Raw genomic sequence first — 22690 nt, 5'->3', positions numbered from 1 at the left:
GCGCGCCCGGTATCAGGCAAGCCGCCAAAGCGCAACCGGACAGAGAAAGAGCCGGGCGTGGGGACGCCCGGCCCAGTCAGGGATCGCGGATGATTTTAGCGGGTGCGCGGTTTCAGGCTGCCGGGCCGGGGCGCCTGTCCGCCGAAGCGATAGACGGTCTGGCTGCGGTCCGGCGCGGCTGCCGCGACCGGATCGGCATGGATCGTCTGTGGCGCGGGGTGCGGCGCGTGGGCCGCGGCCTGTTGCGCGATCAGGAATTTGGCGCGGCGCAGGCGCTTCGTCCGGGTCGTGAAAGGATTGTCGGCGCTGGGCGGCGCAGCGACCATGGCTTCGAGCGTCGAGTCCGACAGGGCCGACGGCGGGGTGGTGGCGAGCGCAGGACGCGAGGGAGCCTGCGGCATTGTCGCAAGCGGGACAGCGAGTGGAACAGCTTGCGCGTTAATCAGCGGATCGGCGATCACCGCTTCTTCCGGGTTGCGGCGGCGTGCCAGAGCGGCGCCACCCAGACCCAGGAGCAGCAGCGCGCCGCCGCCCAGGGCCCAGAGCAAAGCGTCATCACGGCCTGACATGGCGGTGGCTGGCGCAGGCGCAGCCTGCGTCGGCGTATCGGCAGCGGGCGTGGCTGTTGTCGCGGGAGCCGGCGGGGTGATCGCCGGGGTCGTGGTTGCCGGCGTTACTGCCGGTGTGGGAGCGCGGTCAGCTATAGTTGGGCGGTCGGCCGGGCGGTCGGGCCGGATGGGGGATGCGGCCTGCGAAGGCCTTGATCCAGGAGCCTTGGCCTGCTCGGCCTCAGCCGCAGCGGTGGCGGCGGCGATGCGTTCTTCGACCGGCGGCGTTGCCTGTACCATCGGCTGGCCGGGCGTGAAGGACGGGGTGCCGGCGGGGGTGGCCGTGGCTGGCACAGAAGCCGCCTCGACCGGCGCCGCCTCGACCGGGGCAGTCGGCATCACGGCAGGCGGAACCATCACGGTCTGCGCGAGCAGCGGAGTTGCACTGAGGGCCAGAACAGCGGCAATCGCGGCCCTGGCGGGGCGGATGGAGCGAGTATCTTGTGTCATAGCGGAAGGTCAACCATCGAAACAATCAATTGACCTCATCCCGATCCTTTGAATCGCGATGAAATGTGCCCGGATGTAGATGTGATGAACAGAATGAACGTCCATTCATCTCCGCGCATGAACGCTATATTTACAGATCAGGCAAAAATGAAAATCTATTCATCTTCCCCATCCAGGTGATCTTCCCGATAGGCAGCATTCAGTTGGGATGCTTTTCTTTCTTCTTCGGCGCGATCGGCTAGGCGCTGCGCCTTTGTGCGCCCGAATGTGACGCGGTTCGCCGCTGCTTCTCGTGCCTTGTCGATCCGCTGCCTGGCTTTGCGGGCCTGCCGCAGGTTGATGATATTGCCCATGGCCGCATCATAGAAGCTGTCGCCCTGTCTTGCCAAGAACCCCGTAAACTGCGCATGACAGCCTTTTCCCGCATGTTGAGCCAGGATCCATGACGAGCATCCACGACGTTGCCGCCCTAGCCCAGGTTTCGATCAAGACCGTCTCGCGCGTCGTCAACAAGGCGCCTAATGTCAGCCCGGCCCTGCGTGATCGGGTGCAGGCGGCGATCGACCAGCTTGGCTATCGCCCGAACCAGTCGGCGCGTCGGCTGGCCGGCGGCAGGTCGTTCATGATCGCCTTCCTCTACAACAATCCCGCGCCGGGCTATGTCAGCCGTATCCAGATCGGCGCGGCCTGGCGCTGCCGCGAACTGGGCTATCATCTGGTGGTCGAACCGATTTCGCCCGGTGGCGAGGAGCGGTTCGAAGTGCTGGACCGGCTGGTTGCGGCGCTGCGCCCCGATGGCGTGCTGCTGGTGCCGCCGCTGTCCGACGACAAAGAGCTGCTGGCGCGGCTGGCGGAGATGAGCCTGCCCTATGCCCGCATTGCCGGTGCGGGCGAAATGCCGGGCTTCACCATCCAGACGCCCGAACAGGCTGGAGGGCGGATGGTGGCCGACCATCTTCTGGGTCTGGGCCATCGCCGCATCGGCGTCATCACGCCGCCTTTGACCCACCATGCCGCCTTGCGCCGCGTCGACGGCTTTCGCGACGGCCTGGCGGCGGCGGGCCTGGCGATCGACGATGACCTGTTCGTGCAGGGCCATTTCGATTTCGCCTCCGGCATCGAGGCAGGCGAGGCGTTGCTGGCACTGCCGCAGCCGCCGACCGCGATCTTCGCCACCAATGACGAAATGGCCCTGGGCGTCCTGACGCTGGCCCACCGGATCGGACTGCGCGTGCCGGAGGATCTGTCGGTGGCGGGATTCGACGACACCAGCGCCAGTCTCACCTCCTGGCCGCCGCTCACGACCGTGCGCCAGCCGCTGGAGGACATGAGCCGCTGCGTCATCGACGCGCTCGCCAGGGGACCGGCGGAGACGCCGGACTTTCAGTTCACGCTGATCGAACGGGGGAGTTCGGGGCCGCTGGCCTGACGCGACCGGGCGGCTGGAGCGGGTAGCGGGGATCGAACCCGCATCACAAGCTTGGAAGGCTAGTGCTCTACCATTGAGCTATACCCGCAACCCATTGGAATAGTTCGGAATTATTTGGCTTTTCCACGGCCATTCCGAATATATTCCGATCGTCATTCCGACTTCGTATGTGTCGGGCGGATAATCGAGCCGATCGCCGCCGTCAACCTTGTACAAGGATGCTCCAAACGCTTTGTCGCTGCCGGAAGGATGGCATCCTGTGGCGCGCCTTGTTCCCGCGCTGCCAGGGCCGCATGCTGGATCGAAGAGGGCAAAGGCGACGCTGTTGGCCGGCAGCAGGCAGTCAGGATCACCGCCGCCCCATGGCGTCACCCCCCGAAACTGACCCCGATCCAGAGCGTGCGCGGCGTGCCGAGGTCGGTGGAGGCAATGCCGTTGCTCGTGACCTGTCGTGTCACGACCTTCTCATCGAACAGATTCTCGCCGCGTGCGACCAGACTGACGCCATGGCCGACCGGCAGGCGCGCCACCGCGTCCAGCGTCAGCGCATCGGGCAGCACATCCTTGTGCAGATCATCTTCATATTGCTTGCCGACATAGCGCAATGTGGTCGACAGCGAAGGGCCGTTCGCCGGCGCCCAGGCCAATGTGCCGCTGGCGGCGTGACGGGGCGCCTGCGCGGGGGAAAGCCCATCCAGTTTCAGGCTGCTGGCTTCGTGCACGATGCTGTGGCTGTAGGCGTAGCTGGCGGACAGTCTGAAATCGCCCAGCGTTGCCGCTGCCGTCAGTTCGATGCCCTTGGCGACGATCCGGTCCACATTCTGGCGCTGGCGCACATTGTCATTGCCGGGGGTGGTGACATTGGCGATGGCGTCGTCCAGCCGGTTGTAGAAGGCGGTGGCGGACAGGGTGACGCCCTTTGTCGGGGTCAGGTCGATGCCGGCTTCCGCGCCCTTCAGCTTTTCCGGGTTGAGCGCTGCATTGGCATCGGTCCTGACCGGAAATACCACGAACGGCCGATAGAGTTCATTGAGCGTCGGCAGGCGGAAGCCGCTATAGGCCGATGCCCGCAGCGCGATGGCGTCACTGGCGCGATAGAGCGCACCGATCCGGCCGGACATTTCCCAGTCCGACCGGGACGCGAAAATATCGTTCCTGACTGTCGCACTGGTCGGCGCATTGACCTCCTTGTAGAAAGCGTTGCGGATCGACCAGCGATCGGCGCGCACCCCGCCGGTCAGCACCAGCCGGCCCAGCGTCCAGTCATCCTCAACGAAAAGGCCGGTCGTCCACTGGTCGCCCCCCGCATGGCGCAGGAAGGTGCGCGGATTGGCCGCGATATTGGCGTTATAGGCGTCCTCATACATGTCGCCGGTGGCGAAGCGGGTATCGATGCCCAGCCGCAGCACATGGTCCGGCCCGACCGGCGGGCGGAGTTCGATCTTGCCGCCGATTCCGGTGGACGGCGTGTTGCGCTGGTCCAGCGACCTGCGAAAGCTGGATGAGGAGACGACGATGTTGGAGAAGTTGCGCGCCTGGATATAGGCCAGCGCATCGACCTGCCAAGGCCCGCGATGGATGTAGCGGATGCTGGCATCCTGTCCCTGGCTCATGCTGTCGGCCCCGGCGAAACGGAGCGTGCGATGATCCTCGAACAGGGTCGCGCGGAATTGCAGTTCCGATCTGGTGGAGAGCGGCGTGACCGCGCGCAGGTTAGTGGACCAGCCATCATAGGCGGCGGGCACGGTGGCGGCGACGCGCTGGTCCCTGGGCGTGGTCTGGAACCCGTCGCCCCGGTCCCAGCGACCCGACAGCGAGACTTAGCCGCCACCCAGATCCTGGGTCAGGCCAGCAGAGACTTCGGTTGCATCGCGGCTGCCGTACAAGGCGCTGGCGGAGACATCGGGCAGTTGCGCGCGCGTCGCGCTGGCCAGTTCGATCGTCCCGGCCACCGCACCCGCGCCGAACGCGCCGATGCCGCCGCCGCGCGTGACCCGCACCACGGAAAGCCGTTCGGGCGCCAGCGCGCTGAAGGGGATATAGCCGAAGAAAGGATCGGCCACCGGCACGCCGTCCAGCAGCACCAGGGTCCGGCTCGACGCATTGCCGCCCAGCGCGCGCAGGGTCGCGCCCTGGTTGGAGGGATTGGAGGAACGGCTGTCCGACCGGCGGAATTGCTGGAAGCCCGCGACATCGGCCAGCGCGCTTTCGATCCGCCCCGATGCGCTGTCCATCAGCCGCTGCCGGTCGATCACCACCGACCCATAGGCCGGCGTGCCGGGCGGCAGGTCCAGCCCCGCGCCGGTGACGATGATCTGCGAAGCGTCGCCCGGCGCGTCATCGGGCGCCTGGGCCAGGGCCAGCGTCGGTACGGACAGCAAGATAGCAGGCAATATGACAGATTTCATGGCGATCCCCTCGACGCCCCTCTCCTTATTTTCCATGCCTTTTGCAAATGGAAAGGGGCCGCCCCCTATTAGGATGCGGCCCCCGTTTCGTGACATAGTTCCTTGGGTCAGAAGAACAGGATCGCCCCCGCCGCGATCGCGTCCGATGTCGCCTTGTTGCCGTTATGCGCCTGCGACTTGCTGGTCACATATTCGCCCAGCAGCGTGACCCAGCTATTGAGGCCGTAACGGACCTGTCCGACCCAACTGCTGTTCTTGTCCACCAGCGTCGGATTGGCCAGCGCATCGGCGGCGTTGGCATAGTCGAGATTGCTTTCGCCATAGCTGCCGCCGACCGAGAATTTCCCGAAGGTGGCGAGTCCCTGCAGGTAGAAGCCGTGGCTGTCGCGCCTGTTGCCCAGGCCATCGGTATCGAACAGGTTGAGCGCGGTGGTGCCCAGGCCCGATGCGTCATAATAGGTGCCGACCACCGTGACCGGCCCGAACGTGACCTTCGCGCCCGCGTCCCAGCCCCAGCCGGTATAATCGGGGCCGGCATCGACATTATGCTTTTGCGTCACGCCCGACACCCACAGACGGGTGCCGACATCGCCGAATTTGCCGTCATAGACGAACTTGGCCTGGAAACCGGGCTGCCTGTTGGTTTCGGCCGGGCCTGTCAGCGAGGAGAGTGGTTCGAAAATGCCGACGCTGGCGGTGAAGCCGCTGAAACTGGGCGTGGTGTAGGTGATCTGCGGCTGGAAATCGGTGTAGATATAGCCGGTGCCGATGCGGCCCAGCGTGGTGTTGGACGGGGCGACATTGCCCGCCGGGGTGCCCGATGACAGCAGGGTGATATCGTTGAGGATCGCTTCCGACGCGAACAGGCCGATGTCGCGGCCGATCTTCACCTCGCCAAAGCCCGCCCGGCCAAAGGTCAGGTAGGTCTGGCGGAAATCGATGCCGGCGGTCTGGAGCGCGCGGGGATTGCCGGCGCTGTTGGCGCCGCCGCCGGCCGCATAGTTGACCGAATTGATGCCCGGATACATGCCGAAATGCGCGCCCACATCCCATCCGCCCTGCGTCGTCATCGCCTCGACCTTCAGGAAGCCGGGGAGCAGGCCGTTGCGCACCGCCGAACTGCTGCCGCCGACGGTCGCCACGCCGCCTGTCACGGTCGTCGTCGCGCTGGGCGTATCGCCATTGTCATGGACATAGAAGCCGTTGACCGAGCCGGAGAATTTGAGCGTCACATCGCCCATTTGCAGGCCGATGCCGCTTTGGGTCATGCGCACGAAACCGGCGCCCCCCGATGCGTCCGGCGTCACCGCCGGGGCGGGGGCCGCCGCGACCTGTGCCGCCTCGGCATTCTGTCCCTTCACCAGTTCCTGATATTCCTCGTCGGTCAGAATGCCCTTTTCGTGCAGCCGCTTCAGCAGGTCCGCGGTGGTGCCGGCCATGGCCGGCGCTGCGGTGGCGGCGAGCAGCAATGCTCCAGCCGCGCTCATCAGGCGCAACGTCCCCTTCATATCATCCTCCTCTGTTCCGCCGACTTGTCTCCGGCTGGGCGGACAGTGGGGCGGAAGGGGAAGGCGAGAAATTGGACTTAGGTTCTCGTTCCTTCGGACGACAGGCGAATCAGGGTGCGGCGACAATGCCCCATGGCGCTGCGCCGACCGCGATGGTCCGGACTGCCGCACCCCTGGCCAGGTCGATCACGGAAACAGTGTCCGAAAGGCCATTGGCGGCATAGGCGCGCGTCCCGTCGGCGCTGATCGCGACATGCCACACCCGCTTGCCGACCGGCACATAGGCTCGCACCGTGCGGGTCGCCACATCGACCAGCGCGACATGGTCGGCCCGGCCCAGCGCGATCACCGCCGTCCTGCCGTCGGGCGTGAAACGGATGCCGCAGGGCAGGATGCGATGATCGGGGATGCCGGGAATGGTAAAGCGCAGCGTTTCGGCCACATGCCGGCTGGCGGTGTCGATGATCTGCACCGTGCCGCCCACTTCCGCCGCGACCCATAATTGCCGGCCGTCAGCGGTAAATTCGACATGGCGGGGGCGCAGGTCGGTGGGGGTTTCGTCCACCATCGCCCTGGCCGCGACATCGATCCAGTTGACGACATTATCCTCTTCGGACGTGACCGCGACCCACCGGCCGTCAGGGCTTTGCGCCACGCCCTCCGGCTCGCCGCCGACATCGACCTGGAAAGCCACGGTACGGCTGGCCAGGTCGATGGCGGTCAGCGCGGCGTCATCCTCATTGGCGACGAACAGGGTCTTGCCGTCGCGCGACAGGAAGAATTGTTCGGGGTCTTGGCCGGACGGCAGTTCCGCCACCAGCTTGCCGCTTGCCCGGTCGATCACCTGCACCGCATGGTCCAGGCTGGCGCACAGATAGATATATCGGCCGTCCTTCGACACGGTGATGCCGCGCGGGCGGCCACCCACCGCCCAGGTCGCCGTCACCGCGCCCGATGCGGCGTCGATCACGCTGACGCTGTCGCCGCGCTCGTTGGAGACATAAAGGGTTTCGGCGAGGGCATTGGCCGGCGCCGCTGCGGGCAACAGCAGCAGCCCGGCGATCATGATGCGCTTCATATCCTCTCCTGTCCTGACCTTCTCCCAAGGGTCTATACGCAGCCTGTTCCCTGCGGGATTGTACCAATGGCCAATGGGGGCGCGGCGCGCCTATGCCTACACTGACCGGAGTCAGGGGAAAACCGACCGGGTGAGGATGTGGAATGAGAAACATGGGTAGGGCCGCGTTGCTGGGCGCCATGGCCATATTGGGCATGACCGCGACAAGCGCATTGCTGGCGCATGGCGATGTCACGCCGCAGGCGGTGGATACGTCCGCCTTGCCGGACATCGGCGACGCCTGGCTGGAAAAGAATCCCTATAGCGGGAATGCCAAGGCGATCGAGATCGGCCAGTCCGCCTATGGCCAGAATTGCGCGCGCTGCCACGGTCTGGACGCCGAATCCGGCGGCATCGCGCCGGACCTGCGCTATCTGGAGGCGGGCGAATCGGGCGACCAGTGGTTCGCCGAACGGTTCCGCCACGGCTCCAGCCATGACGGCAAGGTCTATATGCCGCCCTTTGGCGACGTGTTGGGCCAGAAGGCCGGCTGGGCGATCCGCGCCTGGCTCGAAACCAAGCACGAAGGCTGATCGCGATGCTCAGCCGTCGCGCATGGATGGGCGGGGCGGGGGCGGCACTGGCGCTCGGCCTGTTTCCCGGACGCAGCGATGCCGCGCCGCTGGCGAAGGTCAAGGCGCTCGGCACGCTGCGGGTGGTGGTCTATCAGAATAACCGCCCCTGGTCGTGGGAAGAAGGCGGCAAGCTCGTGGGCCTCGATGTCGATCTGGCGCTGGCGATCGCGGGCAGGCTTGGCGTGCGTGCCGATATCGCCCAACTGGTCGCCGACGAAAGCGTCGATGACGACCTGCGCAACGGGGTTTGGAAGGGCGGGCTGCTGGGCTTCACGCCCGGCGACCTGATGCTGCATGTGCCGTTCGACCGCAGTTTTGCCGCGCGCAACGATCAGGTCGCGATCATAGCGCCCTATTATCGCGAAAGTTTCGCGCTGGCCGGGGTCGGTGGCGCGGTGCCGCTGGAAGGGATGCCGACCGAATGGCGTGGGCGCCGGCTGGCGGCGGAACTGGACAGCATTCCCGATTTCTACCTGATCGGCGCCTTCGGCGGCATATTGACCAGGGACGTGATCCATTATCCGACCGGGTCGGAGGCTGTGGCGGCCGTGACCGGGGGCAAGGCCGACGCCGCGCTCGCCAGTCGCGCCCAGATCGAGGAACAGCTCCATCGCGCGGGCGACGGCGCCAGCCGGATCGCGCTGCGCAAGGGGCCGTTGCCCGCCTTCACCTCGCCCGGCTGGGACATTGGCATGGCGGTCAAGGAAAACAGCCGTACGCTGGGCGACGCGGTGGAGGAGATCACCACCGCCATGGCCGCCAGCGGCGAGATGAAGGCACTGTTCGCGCGCCATGGCGTCACCTGGACCCCGGCGCACGCGGCGGGGTGAAGGGCGACCGTCAGTGGCCCGACCGAAGGTTCAATTGCTGCGCCCGCCGCGCAGCATAGTCTGCACATAAACGGGGGGCGTAGAGCGCCCGTTCAACAAGGGAGGATGGTTATGAAGGGACCGATCATGCGCGCGCTGTCGGGCGTTGCCGCGATGACGCTGGCGATGGCGGCAACGCCGCTGGTGGCACAGGGCGGGCCGACCGACGCGGATCTTATGAACGACGCCGCATCGACCGGCGACGTGCTGACCTATGGCATGGGGCCGCAGGCGCATCGCTTCAGCACCCTGAACGCCATCAACAGCGGCAATGTGGCCAAGATGGTGCCCGCCTTCTCCGCCTCGCTGGGTGGCGAAAAGCAGCGCGGCCAGGAAGCGCAGCCGATCGTCTATGACGGCACCATCTATGTGACGGGCAGCTATTCGCGCCTGTTCGCCTTCGATGCGCGCACCGGCGAGGAAAAATGGCAATATGACGCCCGCCTGCCCGATGGCATCATGCCCTGCTGCGACGTGGTCAACCGCGGCGCGGCCATTCATGGCGACAAGATCATCTTCGCCACGCTCGACGCGCGCCTGGTGGCGCTCAATCGCCACACCGGCAAGGTGATCTGGAACAAGCAGATCGCGGACTATAAGGAAGGCTATAGCGCCACCGCCGCGCCCTTGATCGTCAAGGGCATGGTCATCACCGGCAATTCGGGCGGCGAATTCGGCGTCGTCGGCGCGGTCGAGGCGCGCGATGTCAACACCGGCGAGCTGATCTGGCACCGTCCCGTGATCGAAGGCCATATGGGCACGCTCAAGGGCAAGGATAACGGCATCACCGGCAAGCTCAACGCGACCTGGCAGGGCGACCTGTGGAAGAGCGGCGGCGGCGCGACCTGGCTGGGTGGCACCTATGACCCGGAAACCAACCTGCTCTTCTTCGGCACCGGCAACCCCGCGCCATGGAACAGCCATCTGCGCCCCGGCGACAATCTCTACACCGCATCGACACTGGCGATCGACCCGGATACCGGCGTCATCAAATGGCATTACCAGACCACGCCGCATGACGGCTGGGATTTCGACGGGGTGAATGAATTCATCCCATTCGACGCCACGATCAACGGCAAGCCGATGAAGCTGGGCGCGAAGGCCGACCGCAACGGCTATTTCTTCGTGCTCGACCGCACCAATGGCAAGTTCATCAGTGCCAGCAAGTTCGTGATGCAGACGACCTGGGCCAATGGCTTCAACAAGGCGGGCAAGCCCAATTACATCCCCGAAGGCCGTCCGCCAGCCCCCGGCGATGCCAAGGGCAAGCCGGTCTTCGCCTCGCCATCCTTCCTGGGTGGCAAGAACTGGATGCCGATGGCCTACAGCCACGACACCGGCCTGTTCTATATCCCGTCCAACGACTGGGGCATGGACATCTGGAACGAGCCGATCGCGTACAAGAAGGGCGCGGCCTATCTGGGCGCGGGCTTCACCATCAAGTCGATCGCGGAGGACCATATCGGTGCGCTGCGGGCGATGGACCCCAAAACCGGCAAGATCATGTGGGAATATAAGAACAAGGCGCCGCTCTGGGGCGGGGTGCTGACCACGGGCGGCAACCTGGTGTTCACCGGCACGCCCGAAGGCTTCCTCAAGGCGTTCGACGCCAAGACCGGCCAGGAACTCTGGAAATTCCAGACCGGGTCCGGCGTGGTCGGATCGCCTGTCACCTGGGAACAGGATGGCGAACAATATGTCGCCGTCATGTCCGGCTGGGGCGGCGCGGTGCCCCTGTGGGGCGGCGAAGTCGCCAAGTCGTTCAAGGACATCAACCAGGGCGGCGCGCTCTGGGTGTTCAAGCTGCCCAAATAAGGAATTGATATCATGATCGTCATGGGACGTGGACATTATGCGCAACCGGCCCCGGCCATCCCGCCCGGCGCATTGCGGCTTGCCACGTCCCATGATGTGTCCGATCATCAGCGGCAGGGGCAGGATATGGGGCAGTATATGGGCGGGGAAGCGGTCATGGAACGGGTGCTGATCATCGACGATCACCCGTTGGTGCGCGACGGGTTGCGCAGCGTGATCGCGATCAGTTTTGACAATATCGAGATTTTCGAGGCCGCCAGTCTGGAAGAGGCCGTCGCAACGCTGGAAAAGCAGGATAATTTCGACCTCATCCTGCTCGACCTCAACATTCCCGACGTGCGGCGGCTGGACGGCCTCAAACTGCTGCGCGACCGTTTCCCGATCCTGCCGGTGGTGATGGTGTCGGGCGCGTTCGACCGCGCCATCGTGCAGGAGGCGCTGGCCGCCGGTGCGGCCGGCTTCATCCCCAAGTCGCTGAAGCGCAGCGCCATCGTCGACGCGCTGCACCGGGTCGTGTCGGGCGAAATCTACCTGCCCGAAACCATGGGGGAGGGGGCTGCGCCGTCAGCCGAAGAGGACGATATTGCCCGCCGCATCGACAGCCTGACCCCGCAGCAGAAGACGGTGCTGGGCCATCTGGTCAACGGCCGCCTCAACAAGCAGATCGCCCACGACCTCAACGTGTCGATGACCACGATCAAGGCGCATGTGTCGGCCATCCTCCAGAAACTGGGCGTATTGAGCCGCACCCAGGCGGTGATCAAGGCGAACCGGGTGCATTTCGGCGCGGATTGAACGGAGCCGCGCCACAGGTCTTTGGCTATTTCAGCATGGTCCGCAGCAGCGCGCGCAACTGGGCGGGCTTGACCGGCTTGTTGAGCAGCGGGATGCCATGTGCGTCGAGCCGCGCCTTCAACTCCTTGCCCCGGTCGGCCGAGATCATGATCGCGGGCACCATCACGTCGAAATGCGCCCGCAACCGGGCCAGCGTCGCTTCGCCCGTCTCGCCGTCATTCAGATGATAGTCGATCAGGATGATGTCGGGCGCCTCGCCTTGCGCGAACAGCCCGGCTGCGTCGGCAAAGCCGCCCGCGGCCAGCACCGTGCAGCCCCATCCGCCCAGCAGTGTCCGCATCCCCGTCTGGATCGCGCGTTCATTGTCGATCACCAGTATGTTCAATCCGCGCATCGATCGGTCGCGGCCGGGCGTGTCCCAGGCGTTGGCCTGCTCGGCCACCGGCTCGCCCACCGGCAGGTCGATCGCGAAGGTAGATCCCTTGCCCGGCGCGGATTCCAGCGTCACCCGATGGCCCAGCATGTCGCTGGCCCGCTTGACGATCGCCAGGCCCAGCCCCTTGCCGCTGGTGCGTGTGTCGAGCCGGCGAAACTCCTCGAACACCAATCCCTGCTTGTCGGCCGCGATGCCCGGTCCGCTGTCGATCACGCGTACATTGACACTGTCCGCGCCTGCCCGGCATTCCACCGTCACCGATCCCTGCTGGGTATAGCGCAGCGCGTTGGACAGGAAATTCTGGAGGATGCGCCGCACCAGCCGGATGTCCGACCGCACCCAGAGCGGTTCGCTTGCGATCTGGAGCGTCAGTCCGCCGGCCCGCGCCACCGGGGCGAACTCCACGCGCAGGGTGGCGAGCAGCGTGTCGAGCCGGAAGTCGCCGATTTCCGGCTGGATCGCGCCTGCGTCGAGCCGGCTGATCTCCAGCAGCGCCTCCAGCAGATCCTCGACCGAATCCAGTGCGGTCGATGTCTGGTTGACCAGCGCGCGGGTGGGCAGCGCCAGCCGCCGGTCGCCCAGCGCCGCGACGAACAGCCGGGCCGCGTTCAGCGGCTGCAACAGGTCATGGCTTGCTGCCGCCAGGAAACTGGTCTTGGACAGGTTGGCCTTTTCCGCCGCGGTCTTGGCGTCGCGCAACTGCCCCTCGATCGCGCGCCGCTCGGCGACTTCGGCGCGCAGTTCGGCGGTACGTTCGGCAACCCGCCGCTCCAGCGTTTCGGCCGTTTCCTGCAAGGATGCCTGCGCGCGCAGCATGTCGGTGACATCGGTGAAGCCGATCACCTGCCCCCCGCGTTCCAGCGTGGTGCTGCGCAGTTCGAGATGGCGGTCGCCGGCGGCAACCAGCGCATGGCGCGGCGCACCCGGCTGATCCCCGCGCCAGTCCAGGCACCCCCTGTCCGCCATCCCCAGCCGATCGCGGCAATAGGCTATCAGCGCGGCATGGGTGGCGCCTTCCTGCGCCCAGTCGTCGGGCAGGCCCAGCAGATGCTGCAACGCCCCGTTCCAGGCCGCGACCCGCCCCTGGGGGTCGAACAGGCATACGCCTTCGGACAGATTATCGAGGGTCGATTGCAACACCAGATTGCGTTCGGCCAGTTCCAGCGCCCGGTTGCGGGCGTCCTGCGCCTTCACCTCCGTAATGTCGGTATAGATGCCGACAATGCCGCCCTCGCTGGTGCGCAGTTCGTTGATCTGGACCCAGCGCCCGTCGGCCAGCGCCTGGACATGGCCGCCATCGGCGACGCTGTGGCGCGCCAGCCGGTCCGACACCCAGCGGTCGGGCGCGACCACGGACCCCAGCGGCTGATGATGGGCGGCGGCGAGGCGGGCGACCTCCTCGAACGACAATCCTTCGCGGATCTGCGCCGCGATGTCGGGCCAGAAGCCCAGATAGGCGTCGTTGAACAGGACCAGCCGGTCCTCCGCATCGAACAGGACGAAGCCTTCGTTGATCGAATCGATCGCGTCGCGCAGCCGCACCTGCGCGGCGTCGGCGCTGGCATGGGCTTCCGCCAGGTCGGCATTGGCCTTGGCCAGCCGGCCCAGCGCATCCTCCAGCTCCATGGTCCGTTCGCGCACCATCGCTTCCAGCGTGATCGCGGTTTCGAACATCGAAAAGGCGTTGCCCGCCATGTCGCTCGACCGTTCGACCCGGTCGATCAGCGCGGCGTTGATCTTGCGCAGCTTGCGGTTTTCCTCGCGCAGGCTGGCCACCTCGCCATCGCTGCCGACCGTGGGAGGCGCCCCGCCCGTCATCGCCCGATCGCCAGCCCGCTGAATGTCTGGTTGACGTGCAGCGCATGATATTGCTCGCCATAGGTGTTGAAACCGATCACGCGATGGCGGCCGTACAGTTCGGACACGGCGCGGCCGATCTGGCGCTGTTCGGCATCGATGCGGTTCAGCACGCAATCGAAGGCGATGATCCGATCGACCTGCCCGACATGGGCGGCAATGTCGGTGAACATCGCCTCCATCCCCATGATCCGGTCGACCGGCTCGCCCACCGTCAGCACGATTCCTATATCGATCGCGCAATAGAAGGTCAGGCTGCCGTCCGGGTTCGCGCTCTGGATCGACCGGACATGATAGTCGCCCCCCGCGCGCACCATCGGCGGGTGCGCGGCGTAGAAGGCCAGGCCCAGCTCTTCCCCGGCATGGCCGGCCAGCCGCAGATATTCCTGCGCCGCCGGTTCGGCATTGATTTCCGTCACGATCCGGTCCTGCGGGATCGCGCCGGTCACGACCATCTTCGCCGCGCCGGGGCGATAATGCTGCGCCTTGAACACATGGATCGGGCGCGGGGTGGACAGGATCGCGATCACCGCCGCGCGCCGATGGAAGCGTCCGCCCTGGAAGATCGCGGTTTCGCGAAAGGCCAGGCCATCGCCGGACGATCCGCCGATCAGCGGAATGTCGCCCAGCGCATCCTGGATCGTCATCGTCAGCAATTCCTCCCGATGGGACAGGCCATCGACCAGGAACAGCGCGACATGGTTGACCCGGTCGCCCAGATGGCGGCTGTCGCGATCGGCCACGGCGGCCAGCGAGCGGATCGCTTCCCGCGCGGCGACCGGGTCGAAGGCGTCGATATCGTCGAAAATATGGGATGTCAGGTGGAAGGCGTCGGCCGGGAAAGCGATGACGCTCAGGCTGTCCTCGTCATAGCCCGCCTCGGTCAGTTCGCCCGAACTGGTGCAGCCGATCGCGACGATATGCTCGCTGTGCCGGTTGACCGCGCGGGCCAGCGCATCGCGGTCGAAACGGTGGGAGCAGAAGAGCAGCATCCCGGCCAGCGGCGCATCGCCCAGTTGCCGCGCAACGTCCGCCATCGCCACCGCCGGATCCGGCGAATGGCTCGATGCGAAGCCGATCTCCGACGCTAGCATGGTCATGTCCCTCTCCCCCCACGGCTTCCCTGATTTTATGAGGGTTATGCACCGCCTTGCGCCCGATTGTCATCCAGGCAAATCCGGCATCCTATTGCGTCACGGCGTCTCCGCGCGGCGGTTCTGCGGCCGCGTCCAGCAGGGCATTTTCGGCATCGCTGAATATCCGCGACCGCACGATGAAGCGCACGCCTTCGGGGCTTTCCAGCGACATGCCCGCGCCCCGCCCCGGCACCACGTCGATCGTCACCTGGGTATGGCGCCAATAGGCGAACTGCGCCGCGCCGATCCACACCGGCACATCATCTGCGACATGGCCAAGCAGCACGTCCTGCGCCCCGGTCCTGAACTCGCCGCGCGGGAAGCACATCGGCGCGGACCCGTCGCAGCAGCCGCCCGACTGGTGGAACATCAGCGGCCCATGCTTTTGCGCCAGCCGGCGCATCAGCGCCTGCGCCTGCGACGTCGCCAATATCCGTGGGGGCAGGTCCGTCATGATCATCCTCCTGGAAACGACGATGCGGCGGGCATCGGGGAAAGGATGCCCGCCGCCGTCGAAGGCCTGCAAAGAGGAATCCGCCTTCGACGAACCTGTCATGTGGCGTCAGAAGAAACCGAGCGCCTTGGGGCTGTAGCTGACCAGCAGATTCTTGGTCTGCTGATAATGGTCCAGCATCATCTTGTGGTTTTCGCGGCCGATGCCCGACTGCTTGAAGCCGCCGAACGCGGCATGGGCCGGATAGGCGTGGTAGCAGTTGGTCCAGACGCGACCGGCGTGAATGCCCCGGCCCATGCGATAGGCGCGGCTGCCGTCGCGGGTCCACACGCCCGCGCCCAGGCCATAGAGCGTGTCGTTGGCGATGGCGAGCGCTTCGGCCTCATCCTTGAAGGTGGTGACGGCCAGCACGGGACCGAAAATCTCCTCCTGGAAAATCCGCATCCTGTTGTGGCCCTTGAGGACGGTGGGCGTGACATAATAGCCCTCGCTCAATTCCCCATCCAGATGGGCGCGCGCGCCGCCGGTCAGCAGTTCCGCGCCTTCGTTGAGGCCGATCTCGATATAGGAAAGGATCTTTTCGAGCTGGTCGTTCGACGCCTGCGCACCGATCATGGTGGCGGGGTCGAGCGGGCTGCCCTGCTTGATCGCCTTCACCCGCGCGATGGCGCGTTCGATGAACTTTTCGTAGATCGATTCCTGGATCAGCGCGCGGCTGGGGCAGGTGCAGACTTCGCCCTGGTTGAGCGCGAACATCGCAAAGCCTTCCAGGCATTTGTCGAAATAATCATCGTCGGCGTCCATCACGTCGGCAAAGAAGATGTTGGGCGACTTGCCGCCCAGTTCCAGCGTGACCGGGATCAGATTTTCCGACGCATATTGCATGATGAGGCGGCCGGTCGTCGTCTCGCCGGTGAAGGCGATCTTGCTGATCCGCTTGTTCGACGCGAGCGGCTTGCCGGCTTCCACGCCGAAGCCGTTGACGACGTTCAGCACGCCGGGCGGCAGCAGGTCGCCGATCACTTCGAGCAGCACCAGGATCGACATGGGCGTCTGTTCGGCGGGCTTCAGGACGATGCAGTTGCCCGCGGCCAGCGCCGGGGCCAGTTTCCACACCGCCATCAGGATGGGGAAGTTCCACGGGATGATCTGGCCGACGACGCCGAGCGGTTCGTGGAAATGATAGGCGATGGTGTCATGGTCGATTTCGCTGATCGAGCCTTCCTGTGCACGGACACAGCCCGCGAAATAGCGGAAATGGTCGATGGCCAGCGGAATGTCGGCATGGGTCGTTTCGCGGATCGGCTTGCCGTTGTCGATCGTTTCGGCCATCGCGATGAGGTCCAGATTGGCCTCCATCCGGTCGGCGATCCTGAGCAGGATGTTCGACCGATCGGTGGAGGATGTCTTGCCCCAGGCGTCCTTCGCCTTGTGCGCGGCGTCCAGCGCCAGTTCGATGTCGGCCGCGGTGCCACGGGCGATCTTGCCGACCACCTGGCCGGTGACGGGCGAGATATTGTCGAAATAGCCGCCCTCGACCGGGGCGACCCATGCGCCGCCGATATAATTGTCATATTGGTCGCGGATCAGCGTCTTTCCCGCGAAACGCTCTATCGCCTGTTGCAGCATCGTTCCTGACTCCCGATTGGAATATAGATTATCGAAAAATGACGGCTTATTTCACCTTCGCGAGCGCGGCGGTCATGCGCTTGGCGGCGAAGGGTGGCAGCTTGACGGCCTTGGCGGCGGCGATGTCGGCCGGCGTCACCTTGCCCACCTGCACCAGCGCGACCATGCCCATCGAATAATGCGGCATGCATTTGATGCCATAGAGGCCCGGCTTGGTGACGGTCATCACCGCCTCCTTGTTCATGACCCCTTTCATCGGGGTCGCACCGGCAGGCAGCATGTTGCCCATGGTTTCGGCATTATGGCTGGCGTCGGTCGGCTTGAAGCGGATGGTGTCGCCGGGCGCGGCCTTCACATAGCCGGGTTCGAACACCATCGCGCCGTCCGCGCCCTGATTCTTCATGTGGACGACGATATCCCTGGCGGCGACAGGCAGCGAAAAGGCGAGAGCAGCAGCGGTCAGCATGCAGGCCGGGATGCGCAGGTCGGTCACAATCACTCTCCATGGAATCGAACGGCTTGTTCGCCGGATCATCCTGAGAGTGGGGCTACAGCGGCCCGTCGCACAATTGATCTTTGGTCCTATGGAGCGACCCCGCCCTGCGGGACGACGCGGGAAAGCGGGCGATGCATGTCGGTCCAGCCATCGGTGCCTTCGGCCAGCCACCAGATATTGGTATAGCCCTGCGCCCGCAGCCGCCTGGCCGCGTTCCAGCCCATCCAGCAATCAGAACGGCAGAACAGGATCAGCATCGCGTCGCGTCGCCCCCGCGTCAGCCGGGCGATCCCCTGCGCGAACCATGGGCCGATGCCCGGCGCCAATATGCCGCGCCCCGCTTCCGGGAACCAATGCGCGCCAGTAATCGAATCATGCGGCGCGGCCAGCCGCCAGCGCCCGTCCGCCGCGCGATGGCCGCCTTCGGCGGGCAGCACGTCGATGAACAGCGCGTCGCGCCCCGGCCGCAACTGTGCCGCCGCTTCCGGCGCGATCCGCCCGACGCCGGGCGGCGGCTGTCGCACCGGCGCGCGATAATGGGCGATGCGATAGCCGGCCGCGTCGAACAGCGCGTCCTGCGCGAAAGCGGGCGGCGTCGCCAGCAGCAGGGCGATCAGGATCAGGCGCATCTCTTCACTCCCGGCAAACGCGACCCAAGGACCAATGGTAAGCGACATGGGAGGAGAATAGACCCCGACTAAAGGGAGAAGGATGGTGCGAAGGCAGGCAAGCCTTTGGGTCGTGTTCGCCCTGGCATGGGTTGCCGCCGATGCCGGGGCGACAGCGCCTGAACGGACAATGGCCGATCCATTGGGATCGCCGATGTGGGCCGCCCATGCCCGCACCCTGTTTGGCGATGATCCCGTGCGGTTCGACCCGCGCGTGAAGGTCGTCTTTCCCATGATCGCGGAAAATCAGCGCGCCTTCCCGGTCGTGATCGACGCCCGCGCGATTGCCGGGGTGGTCCGCATGCTGTTGCTGGTCGACCTCAATCCCATTCCGGTCGCGATCGACTATCGCCCGGTGCACGCCGCGCCCTATGTCGCGACCCGGATCAAGCTGGACCAGCGCACCCCGGTGCGTGGCGCTGTGCAACTAGCCAGCGGGGCATGGCTGGTATCGGGCGGCTGGGTCGATGCGGCGGGCGGCGGCTGTTCCGCCCCGCCGGTCAGCCGGGTGAAGGGCGACTGGGCGCAGCATCTGGGCGAGATGCGCGGCGAAGCCTGGCCGATGGCCGGTGGCCTGGCCCGTCTGCGCCTGCATGTCCGCCACCCGATGGACACCGGCCTGGTCGACAATATCGCCACCTATCATCTCGAAGCGCTGCGGGTGAAGGATGCAGGCGGCCGGATGCTGGGCGAGATGGATATCTGGGCGGCTGTCGCCGAAGATCCCGCGATCACGCTGATGGTCGAGGGCGGAGCAGGGGATGCCTTCACGGTCGAAGCCCGCGACACCAACGGGCGCGATTATCGCGCGCTGTTGCCCATGGCGCGCCAGTCGCCCATGCCGGGTGGCCGATGATCCTGTCGCGACGGTCCCTGCTGGGCGGCGTGGCGGCGCTGGGGGCGCTGGCGTCGAAGCCCGCGCGGGCCGCCGACTATGCGATCATGCCCGAACCGATCGGCGAGGGGTTGTGGCTGGTGCGGGGGGCGGATGCGCCGATCGCGGCAGACAATGGCGGCGCCATCGCCAATATCGCGATCATCGCCACGCCGGCGGGCACGCTGCTGTGGGATTGCGGCCCCTCCATCCGCTATGCCCGCGCGCTGCGCCAGGTCGCCGAGCAGTTGACCGGCAAGCCGGTCGTGCGGGTCTATGTCAGTCATCTTCATCCCGATCATGGGCTGGGCCTTGCCGCCTTCGACCCCGCGATCGTGGCGGCGCTGCCGGGCACGATCGACGCGTTGCGGGCGCAGGGGCAGGGCTATGCCGATGGCATGTACCGGCTGCTGGGCGACTGGATGCGCGGCACCGACCTGGTGCTGCCGGGGCGGACGATCGTTGCGGCAGAGGAGGCGTTCGGCGGCCGGACGCTGCGCCTGCTGGCGCTGTCGGGCCATAGCGCGGCGGACCTGGCCCTGATCGACCCGCAGAGCGGCCTGCTGCTGGGCGGCGACCTGGTCTTTCACGATCGCGCGCCCAGCACGCCGACCGCCGACCTTGGGACATGGCGCGCCAGCCTCGACCGGCTGAAGGCGCTGCCCCATGGCGGGGTCGTGCCGGGCCATGGCCCGTTCGATCCGGGCGGCAGGGCGGCGATCGACCAGACACGCGACTGGATCGACTGGCTGGACGCGACGCTGACCCAGGCGGTGCGCGATGGCATCGACATGGTGGAAGCGGGCGAGATCGCGATTCCCGGCCGTTTCGCGACCATGGCGGCGGCGCGCTACGAAGTGCAGCGCAGCGTGGCGCACCTCTATCCCGCGCTGGAGGCCGCGCTGCTGCCGCGCGTGGATGTGCGCGACTGACCGAGGCCGGCCGCGCGTTATGTGAAACAGCGAGTGGTACAGCTATTGCCCATTTTTCGGAGTTCAAGCCGTTGTTACATAAGGATTTATTCTGTTGCATGCGGTCAGGGTGAACGCACTTTCCAGAATTTTCCTTTATAATCAATGGTTTGATATGAAATTGGCTATGCTGCTCCTTGCAAGCCGCAGGGTCCGATGACGCGAATATGATAGTTCGCTGCGCTCGCAAGGGCGAGGCAAACAGAGGTCATCGGACCCTAAAAGCGTGCCTTCAGGCCGACCTGCCAGCGGCGTGGCGCGCCGGGGCCGTAGGCGCGGGGGTTGGAAGCGTCGGGGGCTTCGGACAAGGCGATCTCGTCCACTTCGCTGAAGGTGCCGAAGGTCGCATAGCGGCGACCCAGCGCATTGCCGAGCGTGCCGAACAGGCTGATCCCCCGCACCAGGTCCACGCTCGCGCGCAGGTTGACGACCGCATAGCCGCCCAGCTTCGCATTGTCGTTGCCCTCGTCGCCGACCAGATACTGGCCCGACCGCGCGATCACATCGCCCCCTGCCGACCATCCCCTGCCGGCATAATCGAGGGTCAGCGTGGCGCTGTGCCGGGGGATGCCCGGCAGCCGGTCGCCGCGCCGGACGGCGATCAGCCCGTCCGCATCCGCCGCCGGATTGGCGGGGCTGGAGAGGCTGAGCGGCGCGCGATAGGTCGCGTCGGTGAAGGTGTAGCTAAGGCCCGCGCGCCATCCGCCCCGGCTGGCGCGCAGGGTCGCTTCCACGCCCTGCCGCCGCGTGCTGCCGATGTTGCGGAAATAGGCGCGGCCGCGGATTTCGGAGGCGACATACTGGATGTCGTTGCGATTGTCCGTGCGCCAGGCCGACAGCAGCCAGTCGATCGCGAAGCCGCCGCTTTGGGCATGGCCCTTCGCGCCTGCTTCCCAGCTTTTGGCGACCACCTGCTTCAAGGGGGGATCGGCGACGAAGAAATTGGTCAGGCTGCACGGCGCGTTCTCGTCGGCGCAGGACAGTTCGGCCGGGGTCGGTACGCGGTTGCTTTGCGCATAGCCCGCGCGCAGCGTCAGCCCGTCCGACAGGGCATAGTCCAGTTCGATGCCCGGATTGATCCGCTGGAACCTGTGACGGCCGTTCAGCGCGGTGCCGATCTGGTCCAGCATGACGATGCGGGCGTGATTGTAGCGCAGCGCGACTTCTGCCGACAGGCGCGGCGTGATCGGCAGGCGGTCCTGCACGAACAGGCCCCAGTAATCGGTGTGGGCGATAAGGCCCACCGGCGCGATCGCGCCATCCGCCTGCACGATGACCGATCCCAGCCCGTCGACGCTGCGATCGTCGGTCAGCGCCCCCAGTTCGGTCGATGTGCCGAACCGGGTGCGGCTGCTGTCGTAGCTGAACCCCAGCGCAAAGACATTCTCCCCCGCGCCGGTGGCGCGCCGGTCGATGATCTGCGCCAGCGCGCCCATCGCCCGCGTCGCGGTGCGTCCGCGGTTGAGCACGCCATAGCCATCGCCGCCCAGCGTGTCGGCAATGGCGTTGCCGGCGGCATCGGTCAGGACGGCCTGTGCCTCTTCCCCGTCATCGTCGCCGACGGTTTCCAGGCAGACAAAGCCCTCTGCCGCCGCGCACCCTTCAATGTCCGCCGCGTCGCCATTGACCGTGCGCAGCGTCAGTTTCTGCGCGTAGAGCGTGGCTTCGATCCGGCTTGTGTCCGACAGCGCGACCCAGGGGTGCAGGCTGATGCGGCCATAGCGGCTGCGGCTGTTGTCGGGCCAGGTAAACACCGCGCGCCGGTCCGCCGCCAGCAGTTCCACCGGCGACACGCCATTGCCGGTCAGGTCGGTGTCCGCGCCCACGAATTTCAGGTGCAGGCCGCCCTTTGCCGTGTCGAAGCCGATATCGGCATAGCCATTATAGAGGGTGGAGGGCGAATGATCGCGCCAGCCATCGTCGCGCGTATATTGGACCGCGCCGAACGCGCTCCAGTCGCCCCAGGCCGCGCCGCCCGCCACGCTCGCCTCCGTCGTGCCGAACCGGCCGCGCGACAGGCTGGCGTCCAGCCCCGGATCGCTCAGCCCGGTCTTGCTGTCGATGACCAGCGCGCCGCCCAGCGCATTGAGGCCATAGACGGCGCTCTTGTCGAGCAGGCTGACGCCCCGGATCGCCGCTTCGGGCAGCAGGTCGAACTGCACCGTGTCGCCAAAGGGCTGGTTGAAGCGCGCGCCGTCCAGATAGACGGCGATGCCCTGCGCCTGTCCCTGAAGCGGCGAGGCGACGAAGCCGCGATAGACCAGATTGGGCTGCCACGGGTTGTTCTGCGCATCCTGCAGGGTGACGCCCGCGAAATTGCGGGTCAGTGCGCCCAGGAAATCGGGACTGCCATTGCGGCCGATATCGGCGGCGGTCAGCGTCAGCGCGTCGTCCATGTCGACCCCGCCGCCCGGCGCGGTGACGATGATCGGCTGGCGTCCGGTGTCGGCCGCATCGGGCGCCACATCGGGCGCCTGCGCGCAGGCCGGGCCAGCGACCCACGCGCATCCCGCCAACCATCCCGCCAACAGTGCCGCCATGCCCTTCATGCCTTGTCCTCCCGTCCTTTTATCGACGGAAGGCTAGGGGCGGGGG

18 protein-coding genes, 1 tRNA gene and 1 pseudogene are annotated in these 22690 nt (G+C 66.2%); 7 read left to right on the top strand and 13 right to left on the bottom strand.

The annotated features are described in order from the left end of the window. Positions 1-95: 95 nt before the first annotated feature. Positions 96-1058, bottom strand: coding sequence for a hypothetical protein (locus Q4610_RS11510; protein ID WP_304536099.1), 963 nt, complete (start codon positions 1056-1058; stop codon positions 96-98). 155 nt (positions 1059-1213) lie between these two features. Continuing rightward, positions 1214-1411, bottom strand: a complete 198-nt coding sequence (locus Q4610_RS11505) for a DUF4169 family protein (protein ID WP_304536098.1) — start codon at positions 1409-1411, stop codon at positions 1214-1216. Between the two features lie 89 nt (positions 1412-1500). Between Q4610_RS11505 and Q4610_RS11500 the strand changes: the two genes are divergently transcribed. After that, on the top strand, positions 1501-2487 hold the full coding sequence (locus Q4610_RS11500) for a LacI family DNA-binding transcriptional regulator (protein ID WP_304536097.1): 987 nt from the start codon (positions 1501-1503) through the stop codon (positions 2485-2487). A gap of 14 nt (positions 2488-2501) precedes the next feature. On the opposite strand, the gene Q4610_RS11495 is transcribed toward Q4610_RS11500, so the two are convergent. The 4 genes and pseudogenes from Q4610_RS11495 to Q4610_RS11480 form a co-directional block, all read right to left on the bottom strand. Further along, positions 2502-2575, bottom strand: a tRNA-Gly gene (locus Q4610_RS11495). Positions 2576-2855: 280 nt separating this feature from the next. Continuing rightward, positions 2856-4895, bottom strand: a pseudogene (locus Q4610_RS11490) (TonB-dependent receptor). Positions 4896-5002: 107 nt separating this feature from the next. After that, positions 5003-6403, bottom strand: a complete 1401-nt coding sequence (locus Q4610_RS11485) for a porin (RefSeq protein WP_304536096.1) — start codon at positions 6401-6403, stop codon at positions 5003-5005. A gap of 109 nt (positions 6404-6512) precedes the next feature. After that, positions 6513-7481: a PQQ-dependent catabolism-associated beta-propeller protein gene (locus tag Q4610_RS11480; protein ID WP_304536095.1), complete on the bottom strand. Its 969-nt coding sequence runs from the start codon at positions 7479-7481 to the stop codon at positions 6513-6515. A 143-nt stretch (positions 7482-7624) separates the two neighbouring features. Here Q4610_RS11480 and pedF point away from each other — a divergent pair, with 143 nt between their 5' ends. From pedF to Q4610_RS11460, 4 genes are all read left to right on the top strand, one after another. Then, positions 7625-8053 carry a cytochrome c-550 PedF gene (pedF, locus tag Q4610_RS11475; protein ID WP_304536094.1) on the top strand — a complete coding sequence of 143 codons (429 nt, stop codon included), beginning with the start codon at positions 7625-7627 and terminating at the stop codon, positions 8051-8053. 5 nt (positions 8054-8058) lie between these two features. Next, a complete protein-coding gene (locus tag Q4610_RS11470; RefSeq protein ID WP_304536093.1) occupies positions 8059-8925 on the top strand; it encodes a substrate-binding periplasmic protein in 867 nt (288 codons plus the stop codon). Positions 8926-9036: 111 nt separating this feature from the next. Further along, a complete protein-coding gene (locus tag Q4610_RS11465; RefSeq protein WP_304536092.1) occupies positions 9037-10779 on the top strand; it encodes a methanol/ethanol family PQQ-dependent dehydrogenase in 1743 nt (580 codons plus the stop codon). 12 nt (positions 10780-10791) lie between these two features. Further along, positions 10792-11574, top strand: a complete 783-nt coding sequence (locus tag Q4610_RS11460) for a response regulator (RefSeq protein WP_304536091.1) — start codon at positions 10792-10794, stop codon at positions 11572-11574. Between the two features lie 25 nt (positions 11575-11599). Here the strand turns inward: Q4610_RS11460 and Q4610_RS11455 are convergent, their stop codons facing one another. From Q4610_RS11455 to Q4610_RS11430, 6 genes are all read right to left on the bottom strand, one after another. Beyond that, positions 11600-13828, bottom strand: coding sequence for a hybrid sensor histidine kinase/response regulator (locus Q4610_RS11455; protein ID WP_304536090.1), 2229 nt, complete (start codon positions 13826-13828; stop codon positions 11600-11602). Continuing rightward, positions 13825-14967, bottom strand: coding sequence for an FIST N-terminal domain-containing protein (locus Q4610_RS11450; protein ID WP_304536089.1), 1143 nt, complete (start codon positions 14965-14967; stop codon positions 13825-13827). Before Q4610_RS11450 ends, Q4610_RS11455 begins: the two co-directional genes overlap by 4 nt. A gap of 85 nt (positions 14968-15052) precedes the next feature. Continuing rightward, positions 15053-15457, bottom strand: a complete 405-nt coding sequence (locus Q4610_RS11445) for a DUF779 domain-containing protein (RefSeq protein WP_304536088.1) — start codon at positions 15455-15457, stop codon at positions 15053-15055. Between the two features lie 108 nt (positions 15458-15565). After that, a complete protein-coding gene (adh, locus tag Q4610_RS11440; protein ID WP_304536087.1) occupies positions 15566-17086 on the bottom strand; it encodes an aldehyde dehydrogenase in 1521 nt (506 codons plus the stop codon). Positions 17087-17132: 46 nt separating this feature from the next. Next, positions 17133-17552 (bottom strand): pseudoazurin, encoded by a 420-nt coding sequence (locus Q4610_RS11435; protein WP_304536283.1) that lies wholly within the window; start codon positions 17550-17552, stop codon positions 17133-17135. A gap of 116 nt (positions 17553-17668) precedes the next feature. Beyond that, on the bottom strand, positions 17669-18211 hold the full coding sequence (locus Q4610_RS11430; RefSeq protein WP_304536086.1) for a rhodanese-like domain-containing protein: 543 nt from the start codon (positions 18209-18211) through the stop codon (positions 17669-17671). An 82-nt stretch (positions 18212-18293) separates the two neighbouring features. Between Q4610_RS11430 and Q4610_RS11425 the strand changes: the two genes are divergently transcribed. Next, positions 18294-19106 carry a quinoprotein dehydrogenase-associated SoxYZ-like carrier gene (locus Q4610_RS11425; RefSeq protein WP_425262557.1) on the top strand — a complete coding sequence of 271 codons (813 nt, stop codon included), beginning with the start codon at positions 18294-18296 and terminating at the stop codon, positions 19104-19106. Continuing rightward, positions 19103-20056, top strand: a complete 954-nt coding sequence (locus Q4610_RS11420) for a quinoprotein relay system zinc metallohydrolase 1 (protein ID WP_304536085.1) — start codon at positions 19103-19105, stop codon at positions 20054-20056. The genes Q4610_RS11425 and Q4610_RS11420 overlap by 4 nt, the downstream gene beginning before the upstream one ends. A gap of 257 nt (positions 20057-20313) precedes the next feature. On the opposite strand, the gene Q4610_RS11415 is transcribed toward Q4610_RS11420, so the two are convergent. Then, complete coding sequence (locus Q4610_RS11415; RefSeq protein WP_304536084.1) at positions 20314-22644, bottom strand: TonB-dependent receptor; 2331 nt, start codon at positions 22642-22644, stop codon at positions 20314-20316. Positions 22645-22690 lie beyond the last annotated feature (46 nt).

The organism is Sphingobium cyanobacteriorum (assembly GCF_030580935.1).
GTDB classification, from domain to species: Bacteria; Pseudomonadota; Alphaproteobacteria; order Sphingomonadales; family Sphingomonadaceae; genus Sphingobium; species Sphingobium cyanobacteriorum.
This window is presented reverse-complemented; position numbering and strand designations above follow the sequence as displayed.